General features: G+C 43.2%; 11 protein-coding genes. 7 read left to right on the plus strand and 4 right to left on the minus strand.

Annotated features, from left to right (window positions below; all coding sequences use genetic code 11):
* Positions 1-19 precede the first annotated feature (19 nt).
* The 5 genes from GO495_RS02995 to GO495_RS03015 all read left to right on the plus strand — a co-directional run bounded on the left by GO495_RS02995 (position 20) and on the right by GO495_RS03015 (position 6,211).
* A complete protein-coding gene (locus GO495_RS02995; protein WP_157298208.1) occupies positions 20-1,570 on the plus strand; it encodes a RagB/SusD family nutrient uptake outer membrane protein in 1,551 nt (516 codons plus the stop codon).
* A 26-nt stretch (positions 1,571-1,596) separates the two neighbouring features.
* Positions 1,597-2,436 (plus strand): hypothetical protein, encoded by an 840-nt coding sequence (locus tag GO495_RS03000; RefSeq protein WP_157298209.1) that lies wholly within the window; start codon positions 1,597-1,599, stop codon positions 2,434-2,436.
* 66 nt (positions 2,437-2,502) lie between these two features.
* The gene (locus GO495_RS03005) at positions 2,503-3,354 is read left to right on the plus strand and encodes a glycoside hydrolase family 16 protein (protein ID WP_157298210.1); all 852 of its coding nucleotides are present in this window, start codon (positions 2,503-2,505) and stop codon (positions 3,352-3,354) included.
* On the plus strand, positions 3,351-4,778 hold the full coding sequence (locus GO495_RS03010; protein WP_157298211.1) for a glycoside hydrolase family 30 protein: 1,428 nt from the start codon (positions 3,351-3,353) through the stop codon (positions 4,776-4,778). The genes GO495_RS03005 and GO495_RS03010 overlap by 4 nt, the downstream gene beginning before the upstream one ends.
* 5 nt (positions 4,779-4,783) lie before the next feature.
* On the plus strand, positions 4,784-6,211 hold the full coding sequence (locus GO495_RS03015) for a glycoside hydrolase family 30 protein (RefSeq protein WP_157298212.1): 1,428 nt from the start codon (positions 4,784-4,786) through the stop codon (positions 6,209-6,211).
* A gap of 180 nt (positions 6,212-6,391) precedes the next feature.
* Here the strand turns inward: GO495_RS03015 and GO495_RS03020 are convergent, their stop codons facing one another.
* The 4 genes from GO495_RS03020 to GO495_RS03035 form a co-directional block, all read right to left on the minus strand.
* Complete coding sequence (locus tag GO495_RS03020; protein WP_157298213.1) at positions 6,392-8,014, minus strand: RagB/SusD family nutrient uptake outer membrane protein; 1,623 nt, start codon at positions 8,012-8,014, stop codon at positions 6,392-6,394.
* 18 nt (positions 8,015-8,032) lie between these two features.
* Entirely contained in the window at positions 8,033-11,320 is a 3,288-nt protein-coding gene (locus tag GO495_RS03025; RefSeq protein WP_157298214.1) for a SusC/RagA family TonB-linked outer membrane protein, read from the minus strand.
* Positions 11,321-11,537: 217 nt separating this feature from the next.
* Positions 11,538-12,674 (minus strand): FecR family protein, encoded by a 1,137-nt coding sequence (locus tag GO495_RS03030; protein ID WP_157298215.1) that lies wholly within the window; start codon positions 12,672-12,674, stop codon positions 11,538-11,540.
* Positions 12,675-12,754: 80 nt separating this feature from the next.
* On the minus strand, positions 12,755-13,294 hold the full coding sequence (locus tag GO495_RS03035; protein WP_157298216.1) for an RNA polymerase sigma factor: 540 nt from the start codon (positions 13,292-13,294) through the stop codon (positions 12,755-12,757).
* Positions 13,295-13,423: 129 nt separating this feature from the next.
* Here GO495_RS03035 and GO495_RS03040 point away from each other — a divergent pair, with 129 nt between their 5' ends.
* Together GO495_RS03040 and GO495_RS03045 are read left to right on the plus strand one after the other, a co-directional pair.
* Positions 13,424-14,383, plus strand: a complete 960-nt coding sequence (locus GO495_RS03040; protein WP_157298217.1) for a glycoside hydrolase family 43 protein — start codon at positions 13,424-13,426, stop codon at positions 14,381-14,383.
* Between the two features lie 1,221 nt (positions 14,384-15,604).
* Positions 15,605-18,709 (plus strand): SusC/RagA family TonB-linked outer membrane protein, encoded by a 3,105-nt coding sequence (locus GO495_RS03045; protein ID WP_157298218.1) that lies wholly within the window; start codon positions 15,605-15,607, stop codon positions 18,707-18,709.
* Positions 18,710-18,711: the final 2 nt, after the last annotated feature.

Genomic DNA, 18,711 nt, shown 5'->3' on the forward strand with positions numbered 1-18,711 from the left:
CAATTTAAAGCTGATTAAAATGAAGAGAAAACACATTTATATAATAGCCCTTGCTACAGGCTTACAGCTTGCAGGTGGTTGCAGTGATAAATTCCTTGAGGTAAAACCAAAAGGTACAGACCTCGAAACAAACTATTACAAGAATGCTACAGAAGCCTTTAATGGCCTGGTAGCAGTATATGATGTGATGGGATGGCAGAGTAATGGTTACGTAACAAAAGTAGGCGCCATGGATGCTGGTTCAGATGATCATCTGGCAGGTGGCGGCGGACAAAGTGATGTTACCGCTTTCCAGGTATTCTCCAATTATACATTAACACCGGATGTTGGCCCGCAGGGCGACTTATGGTCAAAAGGATATTCAGGTATCTTCCGCGCAAACGTATTGCTGCAAAAACTCCCCGATGTTCCTATGGATGAAAATCAGAAGAAGAGATTTGTTGCGGAAGCTAAATTCCTGCGTGCTTTCTTTTACTTCGACCTGGTACGTTTGTTTAAAAATATACCGCTGACTACTACCACTATTTCTACTGCTGATATGTATAATGTCTTACAGGCAACACCTGAAGAAGTATATGCCCAGATAGAAACAGACCTGAAAGATGCGATTGCAGAAACCAATCTGCCGGACCAGGTACCGGTAGCTACAGAAGGTGGCCGTGCTACAAAAGGCGCCGTACATGCTTTGTTAGGTAAGGTATATTTATATGAAAAGAAACATTCTGAAGCAGCAGCTGAACTGGCATTGGTGAATGGAGCAACACCCGGACAAACAAATGCGCAGTACGGTTATAAATTACTGGATAGCTTCCCTAATCTTTGGAGATCTGATAATGCCAGCAAATTCAACAGCGAATCTATCCTGGAAGTAGCATTCACCTCTACTTCTGCGGGTACCTGGGATTGCGTGTCCTGTACAGAAGGTAATGTACTGAACATCATGACTGGCCCAAGAGGTTACAAGATCTTAAAACCTACTGCGCCCGATCTGGTATCCGGATGGAGCTTCCTGGTGGTGACACCATCCCTGTTTAATGCTATCCATTTTGATCCCCGTTATAATGCGACCGTCCTTAACCTGGACAGCCTGAAGGCAAATGGTATAGCCTCCTATGAAGAAGGGTATAAAAATACCGGCTATTTCCTGGCAAAATTTGCAGGACATTCCGCTAACACAACGACAGGTGGCGGTACTAAGGAACTCAACTATCCGCAGAACCTTTATGAAATACGCCTGGCGGATACTTACCTGATGGAAGCCGAAGCCCTCGTAAAAGGCGGAGAAAGCGGCGCTCCGGGTACCCGTTCCTATCAATTGCTGAATGCAGTAAGGGCTCGTGTTAAACTTACACCGGAACTGGCTACAGACGATAACATCTTCAATGAAAGACGCCTGGAACTGGCAGGTGAAGGACACCGCTGGTTCGACCTGGTACGTACAGGAAGAGCTGCGACCGTACTGGCAGCTAAAGGATTCGTTGCCGGTAAAAATGAAATCCTGCCTATTCCATTATTAGAGCTGGAAAATACCAAGCTGGAACAGAGCAAGGAGTGGGGTGGAACTAAATAATGTCTTTAACAATTAATGCATTCAGAATGAAAAATATTTGCTTCGTGGCAATAGCTGCAATCATATCATCTTGTTCACCGGAGTCTTCATCCAAACAACTGGGCCCTTTGCCAACGGCATCTTTTACAGTAACGCCGATGGAAGGTAAGCCTTACAAGATGATTGTAAAAAGCACTACCAATGGCGGATTCTTATGGCGCTGGAACTATCGCGATACAAAAGTAGCAGTCCGTGAAACGGATACTCTGAGTTTTGCTAAACAAGGTGAATATCCTATTCAGTTCACTGTATTTACAGATGGTGGTTATGCTACTACTTCCCAGAATGTGACCGTTACCGCAGATGCTCCTGTGGCTGATATCCTGAAAGGGGGTGATATGGAAGCCGGCAGCGGACAATACTGGACATTATTAAATACCGGTGGTACGCAAACATCTATCCAGGTTACAAATGGTGTGATGCAGTTTGGTAATACAGGCGATTCTAACGGTGCGATCTACCAGAAATTAAAGGTAATCCCTGGAAGGGAATACACTTTCTCCGGTGATGTAAAAGGTACCGGCGCTACTAACACCTGGTTTGAAGTATACTTCGGTACAAAGGCTCCTGCACAGGGTTCTGATTATTCCGGTACGGGTGTAACCAAGTACATTGCTTTGAATACCTGGTCTGGTTGCGGATTGGTACCATTTGATGGTAACCTGGCAGAGATCGGTTGCGATGGCGATGGTAAGGGAAAAGGTGGTACAATGGTATTCGCTGGCAGCGATACCACGGTTTACATGGTGATCAAAGCGGGCAGTGCCGGTGGTAACATGGGAACAGGTATTACCCTGGATAATGTGAAGTTCATGGAAGAACAATAGTTTTCACAACATTTATGAGGCTGATCACTAATATTGTGGTCAGCTTCATTTTTTAAAAGATACAATATGAGAGTATTATTTCTGTTGCTGGGATTGAGCATAATAACATCCTGTTCAGGTAAAGGTGGCGGCAGTGCTACCGGTACTGATACAATAGCACCACAAGGACCTGTAGATAAAGGCTGGACCTTTGAAACTACGCCGGTATGGGCGGATGAATTTAACTATACAGGTTTACCTGACAGTACAAAATGGGGGTATGATATAGGCGGTCGTGGCTGGGGAAATAATGAGCTGGAATATTATACCAATAGCATAGATAACGCAGGAGTAGCGAATGGAGTATTGACCATCACTGCTAAAAAAGAAGCGAAAGAAGGAAAGAATTATACTTCGGCAAGATTAGTAACAACGAACAAAGGCGATTTCCTCTATGGCCGTATAGAGGTAAAAGCAAAATTACCGGCAGGCAGAGGTACATGGCCGGCTATCTGGATGTTGCCTACGGACTGGGCATACGGAGACTGGCCCAGGTCCGGTGAGGTAGATATCATGGAGCATGTAGGATATGATCCGGATGTGATCCATATCAGCTCTCACACTGAAGCATATTACTTCAAGATCAATACACAGAAAACAAGTACTAAGAAGATAGCAAACGCTACTACTGAATTCCATTTATACCGGATGGACTGGACGCCTTATGCCCTGCGCGGATACATAGACGATCAGTTGATTTTTCAGTTTGCCAATGAAGGCAAAGGATATACAGTATGGCCTTTTGATAAAAGATTCCATTTGTTGCTGAATGTAGCAGTAGGAGGAGACTGGGGTGGTGCTAATGGTGTGGATGATACGATTTTCCCTACCACTATGCAGGTAGATTATGTAAGAGTCTATAAAATGATTGATAAATGAACAATAAATTCATCGCCTGCATAGCAACCCTGTTTTTAGCATGTAGTTCTAAAGGTGGTAGTAATGGACCTGTTACACCAATAGACCCACCGGCAAAAGCTTCTGATGTAGCGTTCTGGTTAACCAACCCTGATAAATCAGCACTATTAAAAAAACAAACGGTCAGCCTGATATTTAAAGACACGGTGAATATTTACCCTACTATCAAAGTAGATGAAACAAAAACGTTTCAGTCTATGGATGGTTTCGGATATACACTCACCGGTGGCAGCGCTTCTTTAATAAATTCCCTGGCGCCTGCCGTTCAGGATGCTTTGCTGAAAGAACTCTTTCAGGCAGACAGTACATTCATTGGGGTTAGTTACCTGCGCATCAGTATCGGCGCTTCCGACCTGAGTGCAACGACTTTTACCTATGATGATATACCTTCCGGGCAAACAGATACTACACTGCAACAATTCAGTATTGAAAAAGAAAAGACCGACCTGATACCCATACTGAAAAAGATCATTGCCCTGGCGCCGGATATTAAAATCCTAGGCTCTCCCTGGTCTGCTCCGGTATGGATGAAAACAGGAGGTAGTTTTATAGGTGGTAGCCTGAAGCCCGAATATTATGCGGCCTATGCACAATACTTTGTAAAGTACATACAGGCGATGAAGGCGGAAGGTATTACAATAGATGCCATCACTCCGCAGAATGAGCCCTTACATGGCGGTAATAACCCCAGTATGGTGATGCAGGCTGCTGAACAGGCCGCCTTTATCAAAAATAACCTGGGGCCTGCTTTTAAAACAGCAGGTATCGGCACAAAGATCATCGCTTACGATCATAATGCAGATCGTCCGGATTACCCTGCAGCTGTGCTGGGTGATGCAGCTGCCTATCCTTTTGTGGATGGCTCTGCTTTCCATCTGTACGGAGGCGATATCAGCGCATTAACACAGGTCCATAATGCATTTCCTGACAAGAATGTGTATTTTACAGAGCAATGGGTAGGTGGGCCCGGCGAATTTGCCAGCGACCTGAAATGGCATGTAAGCACATTAATAATTGGAGCAACCCGCAACTGGAGCAGAAACGTACTGGAATGGAACCTCGCTGCTGACCCGGCTTATAAACCACATACAGATGGAGGCTGCAGTACCTGTCTGGGTGCATTGACAATCACCGGCGCTGTTTCCCGCAATGTTTCTTATTACATCATTGCGCATGCCGCTAAATTTGTTCGTCCTGGTTCCGTAAGGATTGGATCGGAGTTTACCAGCCAGCTGGAAAACGTTGCTTTCAAAACACCAGACGGAAAAAGAGTACTGATCGTATTAAACAGCGCTGCTGCTCCGCAAACGTTTAATATCCAGTCTAACGGTAAGATAGTAACCACTACACTGAATAACGGTGCCGTAGGCACATATATCTGGTAATTATTATGAGAAAGATTGTTTTAGGGCTGTTGCTCGCTTCCTCTGCTGCTAAAGGCATGAACCCGGCAGATACGACCATCACCGTTTTTACAACCGCGGAGAATACCAAATTAAGACTCACTGAAACAGGTAAACTGCATTTCAAACCCTCTAAACAACCTATGGAAACGGAGGTCTGTATCTTTGTAGACCCTGCTAAAAGTTTTCAGACCTTAACCGGTATTGGTGGTGCGCTGACAGACGCTTCTGCGGAAACCTTTGCCAAATTGCCAAAGGACAGACAACAGGAATTATTACAGGCTTATTATAACCCGGTAAAAGGTATAGGGTATACACTGGCCAGGACCAACATCCAGAGTTGTGATTTCTCCAGTGATACTTACAGTTATGTTGCAGAGCATGACAGCCTGTTAAAGACTTTCAGCGTACAACATGATCAGCAATACCGCATTCCTTTCATTAAGGCTGCTATTGCTGCAGCAGGGGGTAAATTAACGCTGTTTGTGAGTCCCTGGAGCCCTCCTTCCTGGATGAAAGACAATAACAACGTATTGCAGGGTGGTAAACTGCTGCCTAAGTACTACCAGGCCTGGGCTAACTTCTTCGTGAAGTTCATCCGTACATATGAGGCACTGGGTATTCCTGTATGGGGTTTGTCTGTGCAGAATGAACCGATGGCCAAACAGAAATGGGAGTCCTGTATCTATACCGCGGAAGAAGAGCGGGATTTTATCAAAGGTTATCTTGGCCCTACTTTGCAGAAGCAGGGGATGAGCAGCAAGAAACTCATTGCCTGGGACCATAACAGGGACCTGGTATTCCAGCGTGCAAGCACGATTCTCGAAGATCCTGCTGCGGCTAAATATGTATGGGGAATTGGTTATCACTGGTATGAAACCTGGACAGGCAGCGATATGCAATTCGGTAACGTACAAAAAGTAAAGGAATCTTTTCCTGCCAAGAACCTCTTATTTACAGAAGGTTGTATAGAATCTTTTAAACGGGACCGTATCAATGAATGGTTTATAGGTGAGAGATATGGTTATTCGATGGTGAATGACTTTAATAGTGGTACAGTTGCGTGGACTGACTGGAATATTCTATTAGATGAAAATGGAGGCCCTAATCACGTAGGTAACTTCTGTTTTGCACCTGTACATGCAGATACTAAAACCGGTGAGTTGATTTATACAAACGCTTATTATTATCTGGGACACTTTTCAAAGTTCATCCGTCCTGGTGCAAAACGTGTGATCAGTTCTTCCAACAGAACACAGTTACAGACTACAGCCTTCCTCAATAAAGACGGAAAACTGGCGGTAGTTGTATTAAATCTTACAGATAAGGAAATACCTTATCAGTTGTGGATTAAAGGCAAGGCAGCGCCTACCGTTAGTTTACCGCATTCAATAGCTACATTGGTAGTAGAATAAAAAGGCTCTGCCAGGAGCCCCGTGTTTGTAGTCAACAATTTATCCAACAAAACACAGACTCCGCAGGAGTCCCCTAAATCGCGAATAATAGGGGACTCCTACGGAGTCAATTAAGGAGAATATCAATGTTTTCTACAAACACGGGGCTCCTAACGGAGCCTATTATGATATAAGGAGGAACTATTGTTTACTATCCCACCACAGTCTCGTTCCTCCATTATCTGCACCACCCAGTAACTGGATCGCTTTATTCACTTCAGTTGCATTCGTGTTATACTCATTCTGTGGGAATGGTAAACGTCTGATCTGTACATCAGTACTGATCGTACCACCACTGTTGTTGTTTACAACAGGGAACAGTTTAGGATAACCAGTACGGCGATATTCTGTCCAGGCTTCCTGTCCTTCAGGGAACATCGCGATCCATTTCTGTGTAATGATACGTTCCATTTTATGATCTATATCAGCCGCATCGTCCCACTGGATCCTGATATCAGAGAGCGCATTGATATCATTCGCTGCATTCTTCGGATCTTTATAATCAGCAGGTTTACCGGTGGTATCACTTACATAATTACCAACAGTAGCACCCCACTGGGTCATTGAAGTATTAATACCCTGCTCATACAGTGTTTGTGCTGTACTGCCTGCATTCGCCCAGTTACGCACCGCAACTTCTGCACGTAAGAAATATACTTCTGCTGCTGTCATGATCTGCACTGGAGTTGTCAGCGAAAAAGAAGGACTTCCATTTTTATAATTGATGCTGGAGTAACCTACATAATCATCTTTGGAATTGGATCCCGTAATACTACCGATACGGATCCCTATATATTGAGCAGGAAAGGCAGCATCTGTAGATTTATCAAAATACCTGCTGGTACGCGGGTCATTATATCCTGTCATATAAGATATAATAGAAGCGCCTATCCTGGTATCAGCCCAGTTCTGCGCTATAAATACCAATGGGTTGGTAAGGCCGGCACCGGACATTTTAACTGTCATGTTACCATCGTTAGATGTGATCACACCACCATTAGCCGGATCAAGCGCTTTCTCTGCCTGAGCTTTAGCAGTGGCAGGATCTGCCCTCACAATATGCATGGCTAAACGCAGACGTAATGAGTTGGCGAACTGTAACCACTTATTGAAATTACCACTGTAAACAAGATCAAAGTTGGCAAAATTGAAAGGCAGGGTATCTGTTCCGCTGAGATAAGTACGAAGATTAGTAGTAGCAGAATCCAGTTCCAGGAAGAAACGGTTGTAAACATCCTGCTGACTGTCATATGCTACATCTGTTTTGGAGCCACCAGCCTGGCTGTAAGGAATAGGACCATAGATATCTGTAAGACGGCTCATGCCTGCCACCTGTACGATCTGTGCCACTGCCCATACCGCAGGGAAATTCTTATTTACTCCATTGTTCCGCAGCTTACGGATAGGCGACATGATATTGAGATAACCTACTTTAAACGGTTCCCCGTTCCATCCGTTTACCAGGAAATAATTCAGATTGTTCAACCCACCGTTAAAAGGAGTAGGAGACATCATATAACCTGAATAGCAGTCAGCATTCAGATTCTGTTGTAACTGGTAAGAGTTGGGATCACCACCGCCGGAGAAGTTAATGATAGACATTTCCGCAGTTTTAAGATAAGCACCCAGGTCGTTAAAATCAGCACCCAGCTGACCATTGGAAAGACCGGTGTTATCCGTGTTGTATCGTTCAAAGTTTTTTGTACAGGCACCCAGCAGCAAGGCCAGTCCTACAACACAAAGAGATATATAATAGCGTTTCATTTTTCTCGTTTTAGCAAATTAAAAAGTAGCATTCAGTGTCAGTCCATAACTGCGTGTAGCCGGTGGCATGAAGATGTCTACACCGGAAAGTCCGTTCGCTGTAGACATGGTCAGTTCCGGATCAAATGGTGCTTTCTTGGAGAAGTAAAACAGGTTACGTCCTGCAAGAGACAGCTTTAATGCTTTCACAAAGGTGTTCTTTACCGGTATGGTATAACCCAGTGCTACTTCGCGTAAACGTACCGTGGTTGCGCTGTACATGTATTCACTGGAAGCCGCTTCACGTCCGCCGATAGTAGTATACCATTTCTGCGCATCTACAGTACTTACTGCATTACCGTTAGGATCTACACCATTTACTTTTACACCACCTGCATTACGGGCATCCCCGGTTACTTTGGAAACACCGTACTGGTCCATCATGGATTGGGTGACAGACATTACTTTACCACCAAATTTGCCATCTATGAGTAATGACAAGGTGAAATCTTTATAAGCCAGGTTGTTATTCCATCCCAGTTGCCATTTCGTGTTGGCATTACCGAGATATACGAAGTCACCACCCTGTTTGATAGGGTTGCCATTGGCATCTATCTTCACACGGCCCTGTGCATCGTGTTGTAATACGGTACCATAAATATCACCGTAAGAACCACCTACCGAGAATTTGGAAGCATAGTTGGAACCGGAAGCACCGCTTAATGTAAAGCTGTTGATACCAGGCGCCAGTTCCAGGATCTTATTATCATTCATCGCATAGTTAATACCGGTATTCCATTTCAGTTTAGTGTTTTTCAGCACATCATATTTGATGACAGCTTCAATACCCTGGTTCTGGATATTACCTGCGTTGATGTAGTAAGAATCATAGAAGGAGGCATTGCTGGCCGCGATCTGTAACGTCTGGTTTTTGGTATTGGTTTTATAGTAGGTAACATCTGCACTCAGGCGGTTCTCAAAGAAATGCCATTCTGTACCAAATTCTATAGACACTGTTTTCTCAGGTTTCAGGTCGGTAAAAGGCGCTACATTATTACCTATGATGCCACCACCTGCACCGATAGTATTCTGCGCAGGGAAGGTCTGGTAGGCCAGTGGGGAGTTACCCACCTGTGCATAAGAACCACGTACTTTGGCAAAACTGATCGCTGAAGGCAGATGGGCTAACTGACTCAGGATGACATTAAGACCGGCAGAAGGGTAGAAGTACGACTTGTTAGGCGTATACGCCAGGTTGGAAGACCAGTCATTACGGGCAGTCAGGTCGAGGAATGCCCATTCTTTATACGAAATGTTTGCACTACCGAAAACAGACTGGAACTGACTATGATTTTCCTGTAAGGTGCCTGAATTGGCGGCATTGATATTTTTGAAGTTCTGGATGGTAAAGATATTAGCGTAGTAAAGCCCGTCCTGGCCGGAATTGAATTTCTCACCACCGGTTTTTACATCGCGGATACTACCGCCTAAAACACCGGTAACCCTGATATCTTTATTTACGGGTATATTAAAGTTGGCCAATAAATCACCATACTGCTGATTGGTAGTTGTGTTACTGTACACATATACACCATTGGCAGGAGAGAGGGTCGCGATGGTACCGGCATATATTTTCTGCTCGTACACATCGTTGATCCTGTCTATGCTTCCTCTTGCCTGAATGCTTAACCATGGGGTCACTTCATATTTCAGACTGGCATTCATCAGCAGGCGGTTCCTGTTTAATGAGTTAGGATTACGGTTTACGATCCACCATGGATTCTGCTGTACGTCTTCATTGAAAGGCCAGTTCTGCACTTTCAGGTAATTACGGGCAGGATCTGCCACCTCGTAATTATTTTTATACTGTTGCATATCCAGTCCGCGTGGGAACAGGTACAATCCTGTTAACGGATTAAAGTAAAGACCTGTAAGCGGGGTGTTATCAATCGTCTGTGTCACATAGTTTACATCCGCTTCAGCCGTTAATTTATCATTCAGGAAATGTCCGGTTTCTTTGAAGCTAAGGTTGTTCCTGCCCAGTTTATTCTTTGGTTCAATGCCTTTGGCAGCCGTATTGGCATAAGAAAAATACGTTTGCATTTTATCTGTACCACCGGCCAGGCTGATAGAGTTGGTAAGGGTTGAACCTGTCTGGAAGAAAGAAGACAGGTTATCCTGGGCCCCGGAAATTTTAGCTCCCCAGCTTTGTGTTTTACCTATATCCGTTTGTCCGTAGCTATTCTGGAAAGAAGGTTTATAAGCCGCCTGGTTAAGGGTGAGGCTGGAAGAGAAATTGATCTGCGTACGACCTGCTTTGCCACTTTTCGTAGTGATGAGGATTACACCGTTTGCACCCTGGCTGCCATACAATGCTGCCGCAGAAGCACCTTTTAACACAGAGATACTTTCGATATCTTCCGGGTTCATGTTGGAGATAGGATCTCCGCCATCGTAAGAGCCGCTACCACCATAAGCACTGTTAGGCTGAGTACTGAGCGTATTGTTCATCGGCACGCCATCTATCACGTATAAGGCCTGGTTGCTTCCTAATCCTGATTTATTACCACGCAGAATTACTTTCGCAGAACCTCCCACACCGGAAGAACTGGAAGAGATCGTCATACCTGCTACTTTACCGTTCAGGGTATTGATCAGGTTGGGATCTTTTGCTTTGGTGAGTTCCACACCGCTTACCTGTTGGGTAGCGTAGGTGATGGATTTTTCAGAACGTTTAATACCCAGTGCTGTTACTACCACTGTGCCCAGTTGTTTGTTGGATTCGGTCAGTGCAACGGACAAAGTGGTATTACTGCCTACCGGTACTTCTTTCGTTTCAAATCCCAGGTAGCTGAACACCAGTATATCTGTACTTTCAGCCTGTAAAGAGAAATTACCATTATCATCTGTCAGCGCACCGCGGGTAGTCCCTTTTACCTGCACGCTTACATTAGCCAGCGGATGACCGGCAGCATCTGTCACCTTACCCTGTACAGGGGCAGCAGGTTGTACTGCGGCTACTTCCTTTTTCACCGCCCTGGGGCTGATCACTATTATTTTGTCTACAATAGAATAGGCGAGAGGCTTGTTCTTCAGACATTTGTCCAGTACTTCCTGTAAAGCAGCGCTTTTTACGTCAAGGCTGATTGTACCGGTACCCTGCAGGAGTTTTTCGTCGTAAACAAACTCGTATCCTGTTTGTTTACTGATGGTATTGAACACCTCATAGAGGGAAAGGTTTTTACCAGTAATGGTAACTGTTTGAGAAAAAGATCTGGCGCTCAGGTTTAATGAGAATACCAGCGTGAGAATGGCAGTTAATTTCATAACCATCAATAGTTTACTGTGTACAAATCCACTCCTTTCAGGGGATTTGCATGTAACGCGTAGTTCCATACTTTTGTGTTCTTGGCTTAATAATCGATTTTCAAACGTTAAGGAAATTGGAGCCATTTTTTGCCGGGCCCTGATTGCAGTCGGGGTCCGGTTTTTTCCAGGCCGTGGATTTATTTCTTACGTGGTCATAACTGGAAAATTTTAATTGTTAATGTGGTATTACTGTAATTTTATTCCCATTCACTTCAAAATGTACCCTTTGCGTGGTTTCCAGAGCTTTCAGCAGTTTGTCTGCCTCTTCCCGCCTGGATATCACACCGGTAAGGTCTATATCAGAAACATCTCCCTGGTAAGTCACGTCCATATCATACCAGCGTGATAACTGCCGCATGATGGTTTTGATATTGGTGTTCCTGAAACGGAACTTTCCGTCTTTCCATGCCAGGGTTTGTTCCATATCTGCCGGTGTAATCACAAATTGTTTGTCCTGTACCGACAGGCTTGCCTGTAATCCTGGTTTAAGTACGCTGCTCTGACCGTTATGTGTCAGTTGTACGACGCCTTCCACCAGGGTTGTCTTCACCGCCTGTTCATCGCTGTACGCCATGATATTAAAGCTGGTCCCCAGTACTTTTATGTCTATATCATTCACCCGCACACTAAAGGGCTGACTAGCCTGTTTCGCAATTTCAAAGTACACTTCACCAGTCACCTCTACCTGTCTTTCACTACCGGTAAAGGCTGTAGGGAAGCGGATGCTGCTGGCGGCGTTGAGCCATACCCGGCTGCCATCTGCAAGCGTAAGCTGGTATTGGCCACCATGAGGCGTCATCACTTTGTTATACATCACTTCCGCTGTATTGCCCTGTGTCTTATAACTAAGGTGGCCATTGGCATTCAACACCTGTGTATTACCCTGTTGGGCGAGGGTGCCTGTACTGGCGCTGTCTAAGGGCACGACTGTACCATCTGCCAGGGTCAGCATTGCTTTTGTGGCTCCGGGAGTTAAAGCATGGTGTTCAACCCTGGCTGTAACTACCGGTTTCTTCTCCGGCAAAGTATAGATCCCCACGATGATCATTCCCCCTGCCAGTACGGCAGCAAGGGCGATGTAACCCCTTTTTCTGCTACGCGGTTTTTCCGCCCTGAAGATGGACATTAACATCCCTTCTTCATTCCAGCCTGCATCAGGTACTTTACTATGTAAAGCAGCAAGGATGTCTGCTTTAATAGCTTCCGCATGCTCATCATCTGCTACTTCCCGCAGCAGGTGAAGGCATTCCTCCTCACTGATCTCGTTATTCTTATACTTTTCAAGTAATAGCTTAATTTCTGACGTTGTCATAAACGATACATTTGGCAGCGGTAGATACGGAGTAAAGACGAGCGGTAAAATCAAAAGGAGTATTGGGGCAGAAAATATTTTTAAGAAAGGCGTTGTTTGATAAAAGTGCGTACAGAGGACATCGCGAGTTGCATCTGTTTCTTTACAGTATGGATAGAAATATTAAGGTGATGGGAGATCTCTTCATTGCTGAAACCCTCTTTTCTGGCTACATATACCTTTTTACGTTCCGGGGGCAGATGGGAAACAGCTTTATCCAGCAGATTTTCATACTGATGGTCCTGGAGGCGGTAATCGGCATCATCTACAGCGGTAGGCTGGTGATGGAACAGGTAATCATAGGCTTTACTGCGTACGGCCTGTTTTTTAAAGGAATCATATATATGGTTCCTGGTGAGGATAAAGAGGTAATCTTCGAAATTGTTGATAGAAGGCATAGTTTCCCTCTTCAGCCATACTTTAAGAAAGACTTCCTGTACTATTTCACGTGCAGTAATGGTGTCTTTTACGTAAAGCATAGCCACATCAAACACCTGTTTGCTGTATTTATTAAAGACAAGTGTATACGCAGATTCATCCCCTCTGGCGATCTGCTTCATCAATTCCCGCTCCTCTGGCAATAGTCCTTATTTTTGAATGCTGAAATAAAATTAAGCACAAATTTCAATACAGCCCGCATTTGTAATGACAGACGGTGTTGGGAAAAGAAAACTGCTATTACTATCTTGTAGGCCTAAACTGGAAATATTATGAGGAAGGCACTAATGCTGCTGCTACTTATTGGTTTATGGTATTCTGCTGATGCACAGCAAAAAAAGAGGTCCGGCAACCCTATTATCCAGGGATGGTATGCCGATCCCGAGGCTGCTATTTTCGGCAGGCAATATTGGATTTACCCTACTTTTTCAGACAGATATGAGAAACAGGTATTTTTTGATGCCTTCTCCTCCCGCGACCTGGTAAACTGGACCAAACACGACCATATCCTGGATACGGCTGCTGTAAAATGGGCCAACAGGGCTATGTGGGCGCCCGCTATCGTGGAAAAGGAAGGCAGGTTCTATTTCTTCTTTGCAGCAAATGATATCCAGAATAATGACGCTAAAGGCGGGATTGGCGTAGCAGTGGCAGATAGTCCGGCCGGGCCCTATAAAGACTACCTTGGTAAACCATTGATAGATAAGTTCCACAATGGGGCGCAACCTATAGATCAGTTTGTATTTCATGATAAAGACGGACAGTATTATATCATTTACGGTGGCTGGCAGCATTGCAACATTGCAAAACTGAGTGCTGACTTTAAAACGGTAGATACTGTTTTTAATGAGATTACACCATCCGGTTATGTAGAAGGACCCTTTATGTTTATCAGGAATGGTAAATATTATTTTATGTGGTCTGAAGGGGGATGGGGTGGCCCGGATTATTCTGTGGCCTATGCTATCGCAGATTCTCCTGCCGGTCCTTTTAAGAGGATAGGTAAGATTTTACAACAGGATACAGCCGTGGCAACCGGCGCCGGGCATCATTCTGTGATTAATGTACCAGGTACGGATCGCTGGTATATTGTTTACCACAGACGGCCTTTAACAGAGACAGCTGCCAATAACAGGGTACTCTGTATAGATGAAATGCATTTTGATGAGAATGGGTTTATTATCCCGGTAAAGATTACCAAAGAAGGCGTAAAAGCAGATAAACTAAAATAAGAATGGTGCGGTATTGAATTGCCCCCGGGAGCATTTAACATTTGGGTACTGTCAGGTGTTATTTATGAGGGAGAGGAAGCATAGAATGCGTTTTATTCCTTTATATGATAATGGGTTAAAGGATTTAGTGAATTGGGTCTTTAAACAATATAGGAATTAATAACATATTTATTACTAATATGGGTGGAATAAATATTTAATAATATTAACTTGCATAAGACTAAAAATTTAACCTTTATTTCACAAGTTTTTTTTGGTTAATTAAGCTATTGGGTAAAGAAAAGCCCTGGTGATACAAAGAAAAATGGAGTAAAGCGTATATACTGCCAGTAGTTGTTAAAATAGTATTTGTTTTAACTCTTAATAGGTTATAACTATGTGGAACTTCTTGGCTATTGTACAAAATGTTAAAATTTAGTACTTTGTGTTAGAATAACAGTGAACGTAAACAGTGAATGTATTAAGAACGCAGAATAGAGCTTGTTGTGTTAAACGTATTATCTCGAGAGAACTTATCATTGGATTTATTGAACTATTGAATTTTTATTAGGAAGCAACCAATTAATCTTGTAATCACGTAACAGAAAAAACTTCATTTTTTAGGATAATACGGTGTGTGGGACATTGTAATTTAATAGTACTTGTCATTGTGAATTATTGAACAATTGAATTTTCGGGAAGTAACCAATAATCTTTTAATCACGTAATAGAAAAACACTTCATTTTTTTGGAATAATACGGTATGAGACATTAGTAATCTGAGAGATATACTGCCTCATTTTGCCGTCTTCAATTATGGAAAATTTATTGAGATAAATATAACAGGCTGATAGCCTGTATCTGGTTTTGAACTTAGTGATAATTCGTGTGTGTTATAGCAGTTGAACAATGAAAAAAAATAACACCACTTAATAAATAATCATCTTCAGGATGATCAACCAATTCTTGCCTAAAAGGCGAGCAGGATTTGTATTGCTCATTTTTTAATTCTATAAAACAAAAACAATGAAAAAATAGCTCTACTTAATTAAATAATCATTTCAGAATACTCAACCAAATTCTTGCCTAAAAGGCGAGCTGACATCGTATTGCTCATTAAATACTATAAAACAGAAAAACAGGAACAATGATGAAATGTAGGACCAATCCGGAGCTCTTTGCCCGTGAATCAGAGAGAGTGCAAGGCGCTCGTTTATTTTCAAACCAAAAACTAAATCGATAATGAGACAACTTCGTTTGCTGGTTATTGCGCTGCTACTGTCTTCAGTAGCATTTGCCCAAACAAGACAGTTGAAAGGAACTGTCAAAGATGCAAAATCAGGGGCACCACTTCCAGGTGTAACTATTTTGGCTAAAGGAAAGAATCTCGCTACAGTTTCAGGTAATGATGGTTCTTTCACATTAAATGCCCCCTTGGGTGTTTTTACATTGCAGGTTTCACTTGTAGGATATGGTACTAAATCTATGCAGGTTACTGCCGATCAATCTTCACTCGATCTGTTGATGGACGAATCTGCCACTCAATTGGGAGAGTTGGTGGTAACGGCATTGGGTATTACTAAAGATGTAGGTAAAGTAGGTTACTCTGTTTCTAAAATTGATGGATCACTGATGACTCAGGCAAGGGAAAGTAACGTAGCACTTTCTCTCGGAGGCCGTATTGCCGGTGTGAGTGTGCATGGTTCAAGCGGCGGTCCGGGTTCATCAGCCCGTATCCTGTTAAGAGGTATGCCAAGTATGAACCAGGCAGGTTCTCCGTTATTTGTAATTAACGGTGTACCTATGGACAATACACAGCGTGGTGCTGCTGGTGAGTGGGGTGGTGCTGATGCCGGTGATGGTATCGGTAATATCAATCCGGATGATATCGAAAGCATGACTGTACTGAAAGGTCAGGCAGCATCTGCTTTATATGGTGCAAGAGCAGCTAACGGTGTTATCCAGATCACTACCAAGTCTGGTAAAAAAGGTGCTTTCACTGTTGAGTATAACATGAACTACGCAATAGATAAAGCGATAGATTATACAGATTACCAGTATACATATGGTCAGGGCCTGAACGGTGTGAAACCAGTGAATGCTGCAGATGCACAGGGAGCTGCAAGGTTTGCTTTCGGTGGCAAAATGGATGGTTCTTCCTTTACCCAGTTTGATGGTAAATCTTATGCTTACTCTCCTTATAAAAAGAATATTGCTAATTTCTATAGAAAAGGGCCTTCTTTCACTAATACAGTCTCTGTATCCGGTGGCGGAGAAAAAGGTACTTTCCGTTTGTCAATGTCGAACCTGGACAACCAGTCTATTGTTCGTAACAGTGGTCTTACCAGGAAAAGCATCAACCTGAATGTGGATCAGAAAATCACTGACAAGTTGAATGTGAAGGTAATGGCAAACTATGTGGATGAACAGCAACAGAATAAACCACAGTTGAGTGACGGACCGCTGAACGCAAATAATGGATTGTTCCTCGCTCCTAACATTAACGAAGACATCCTGAAGCCAGGTTTCAACCCAGCGACTGGTCGTGAAATAGTATTCAGTGATGATAACTATGTTACCAACCCATGGTTCGTAATAAATAAGTATGTAAATAATATCAGCAGGAAACGCTTTATCAGTGCGATTACTGCACGTTATGACCTTACAAGCTGGTTATATGCACAGGGACGTTTAGGATATGATCTGTCAAACGACCGTATTTTAAAAATTGAGCCTTCCGGAACTGATTATACTTTTGGTTCTACTTATCCGGGCCATTCAGGTAGCATTAACATGCAGACGATTCAGTATTACCAGTTAAACGGTGACTTTTTCCTGGGTTCCAGTACTAAGCTGACTGAAGACCTTCATCTGGATGTTGTAGCAGGTGCTAACATTCTGAAGAATGGATTTGATAATGTTACCATCAGTGGTGGTCCTTTCATTATTGATAATTTTTATACACCTTCCAACGTGTATTCCTATAACAGGAATTATGATTATTATAAGAAAGAATCTCATTCCGGGTATTACACAGTGGATCTGAGTTATAAAAACTTCCTCACATTAAATACTACAGGCAGGTATGATGCATTCTCTACTCTTGCAGGTGTTGGAATACCAAGCAGTCAGACACACATATTTACGCCATCTGTATCAGGTAGCTTTATATTCTCCGAAGTAGCACATATACCTCATATGAGTTATGGTAAGGTACGTGCTTCTTATGCACAAACAAGTGGTGAACCTGCTGATGCTTACAAAACTTCTGTTTATTATTCTCTGGAAGGTACCGTTAATGGTTATCCTACTGCCAGATTCAGCAATTCTTTACCAAGTGGTATTTTGAAACCATTCAAGGTGAAAGAAATAGAAGTAGGTGCGGAAGTAAAATTCTTTGATAACCGTTTAGGATTGGATATCGCCTACTTTGACCGCAAAACAAGGAATGAAATTATGCAGTCTTCTTTCAGTACTTCAACTGGTTATTCCCAGGGATATGTACCTACCGGTAGTACCCAGAATAAAGGTTTGGAAGTATTGCTGACCGGTACTCCTGTACAGTCAAAAGACTTTGGATGGAATGTTTCCTTTAACCTTACTTCAGTGAAGAATAAGATCCTGGAAACCGATCAGAATGGTAATACCGTAAGCCAGGGTACTTACCGTGCTGCTCCCGGATCCGGTGTAACCGCATTCGTGAAAGGTATGGCAGGTCCACAGATCCAGGCATATGATTACTCTTATAATGCAAAAGGTGAGATGATTGTAGCGAGTGGTTTACCTGTGAGAGGTGCACTGAAAAACTGGGGTTCTGTATTACCTACTTTGTATGGTGGTCTGAACAATGATTTTAACTACAAAGGGTTTAATCTGTCTTTCCTGATCGATTATAACTATGGTAATAAAATCCTTTCCGCAACCCAGGCATACACCATTTTACGTGGTCTGAATAAATCAACACTGGTAGGCAGGGATGCAAATGCGATAACTGTAGGTGTAAATGCAGATGGTACCACAAATACTACAGCTGTTACGCCAAAAGCATACTTCCAGCAGGTTGCAACCGGTATCACATCTACAAGTGTGCTGAACGGAGATTACATCAAGTTACGTCAGGTGACACTTGGCTATACTATTTCTGAAAAAGTATTGTCAGGTTTACCATTGATACGCAGTGCCCAGATTTCCCTGGTTGGACGTAACCTCTGGACAATCATGAAACATTCAGATAACATCGATCCTGAAGCAGGATTCTCTACCCTGGTTAGATATGCAGGTATCGAAGGTACAAGTGTTCCTTCTACCAGGACTTATGGAGTGAACGTTAATATCAAATTTAAATAAGT

The sequence above is a fragment of the Chitinophaga oryziterrae genome (assembly GCF_009758125.1).
In the GTDB taxonomy this organism is placed as follows: Bacteria; Bacteroidota; Bacteroidia; order Chitinophagales; family Chitinophagaceae; genus Chitinophaga; species Chitinophaga oryziterrae.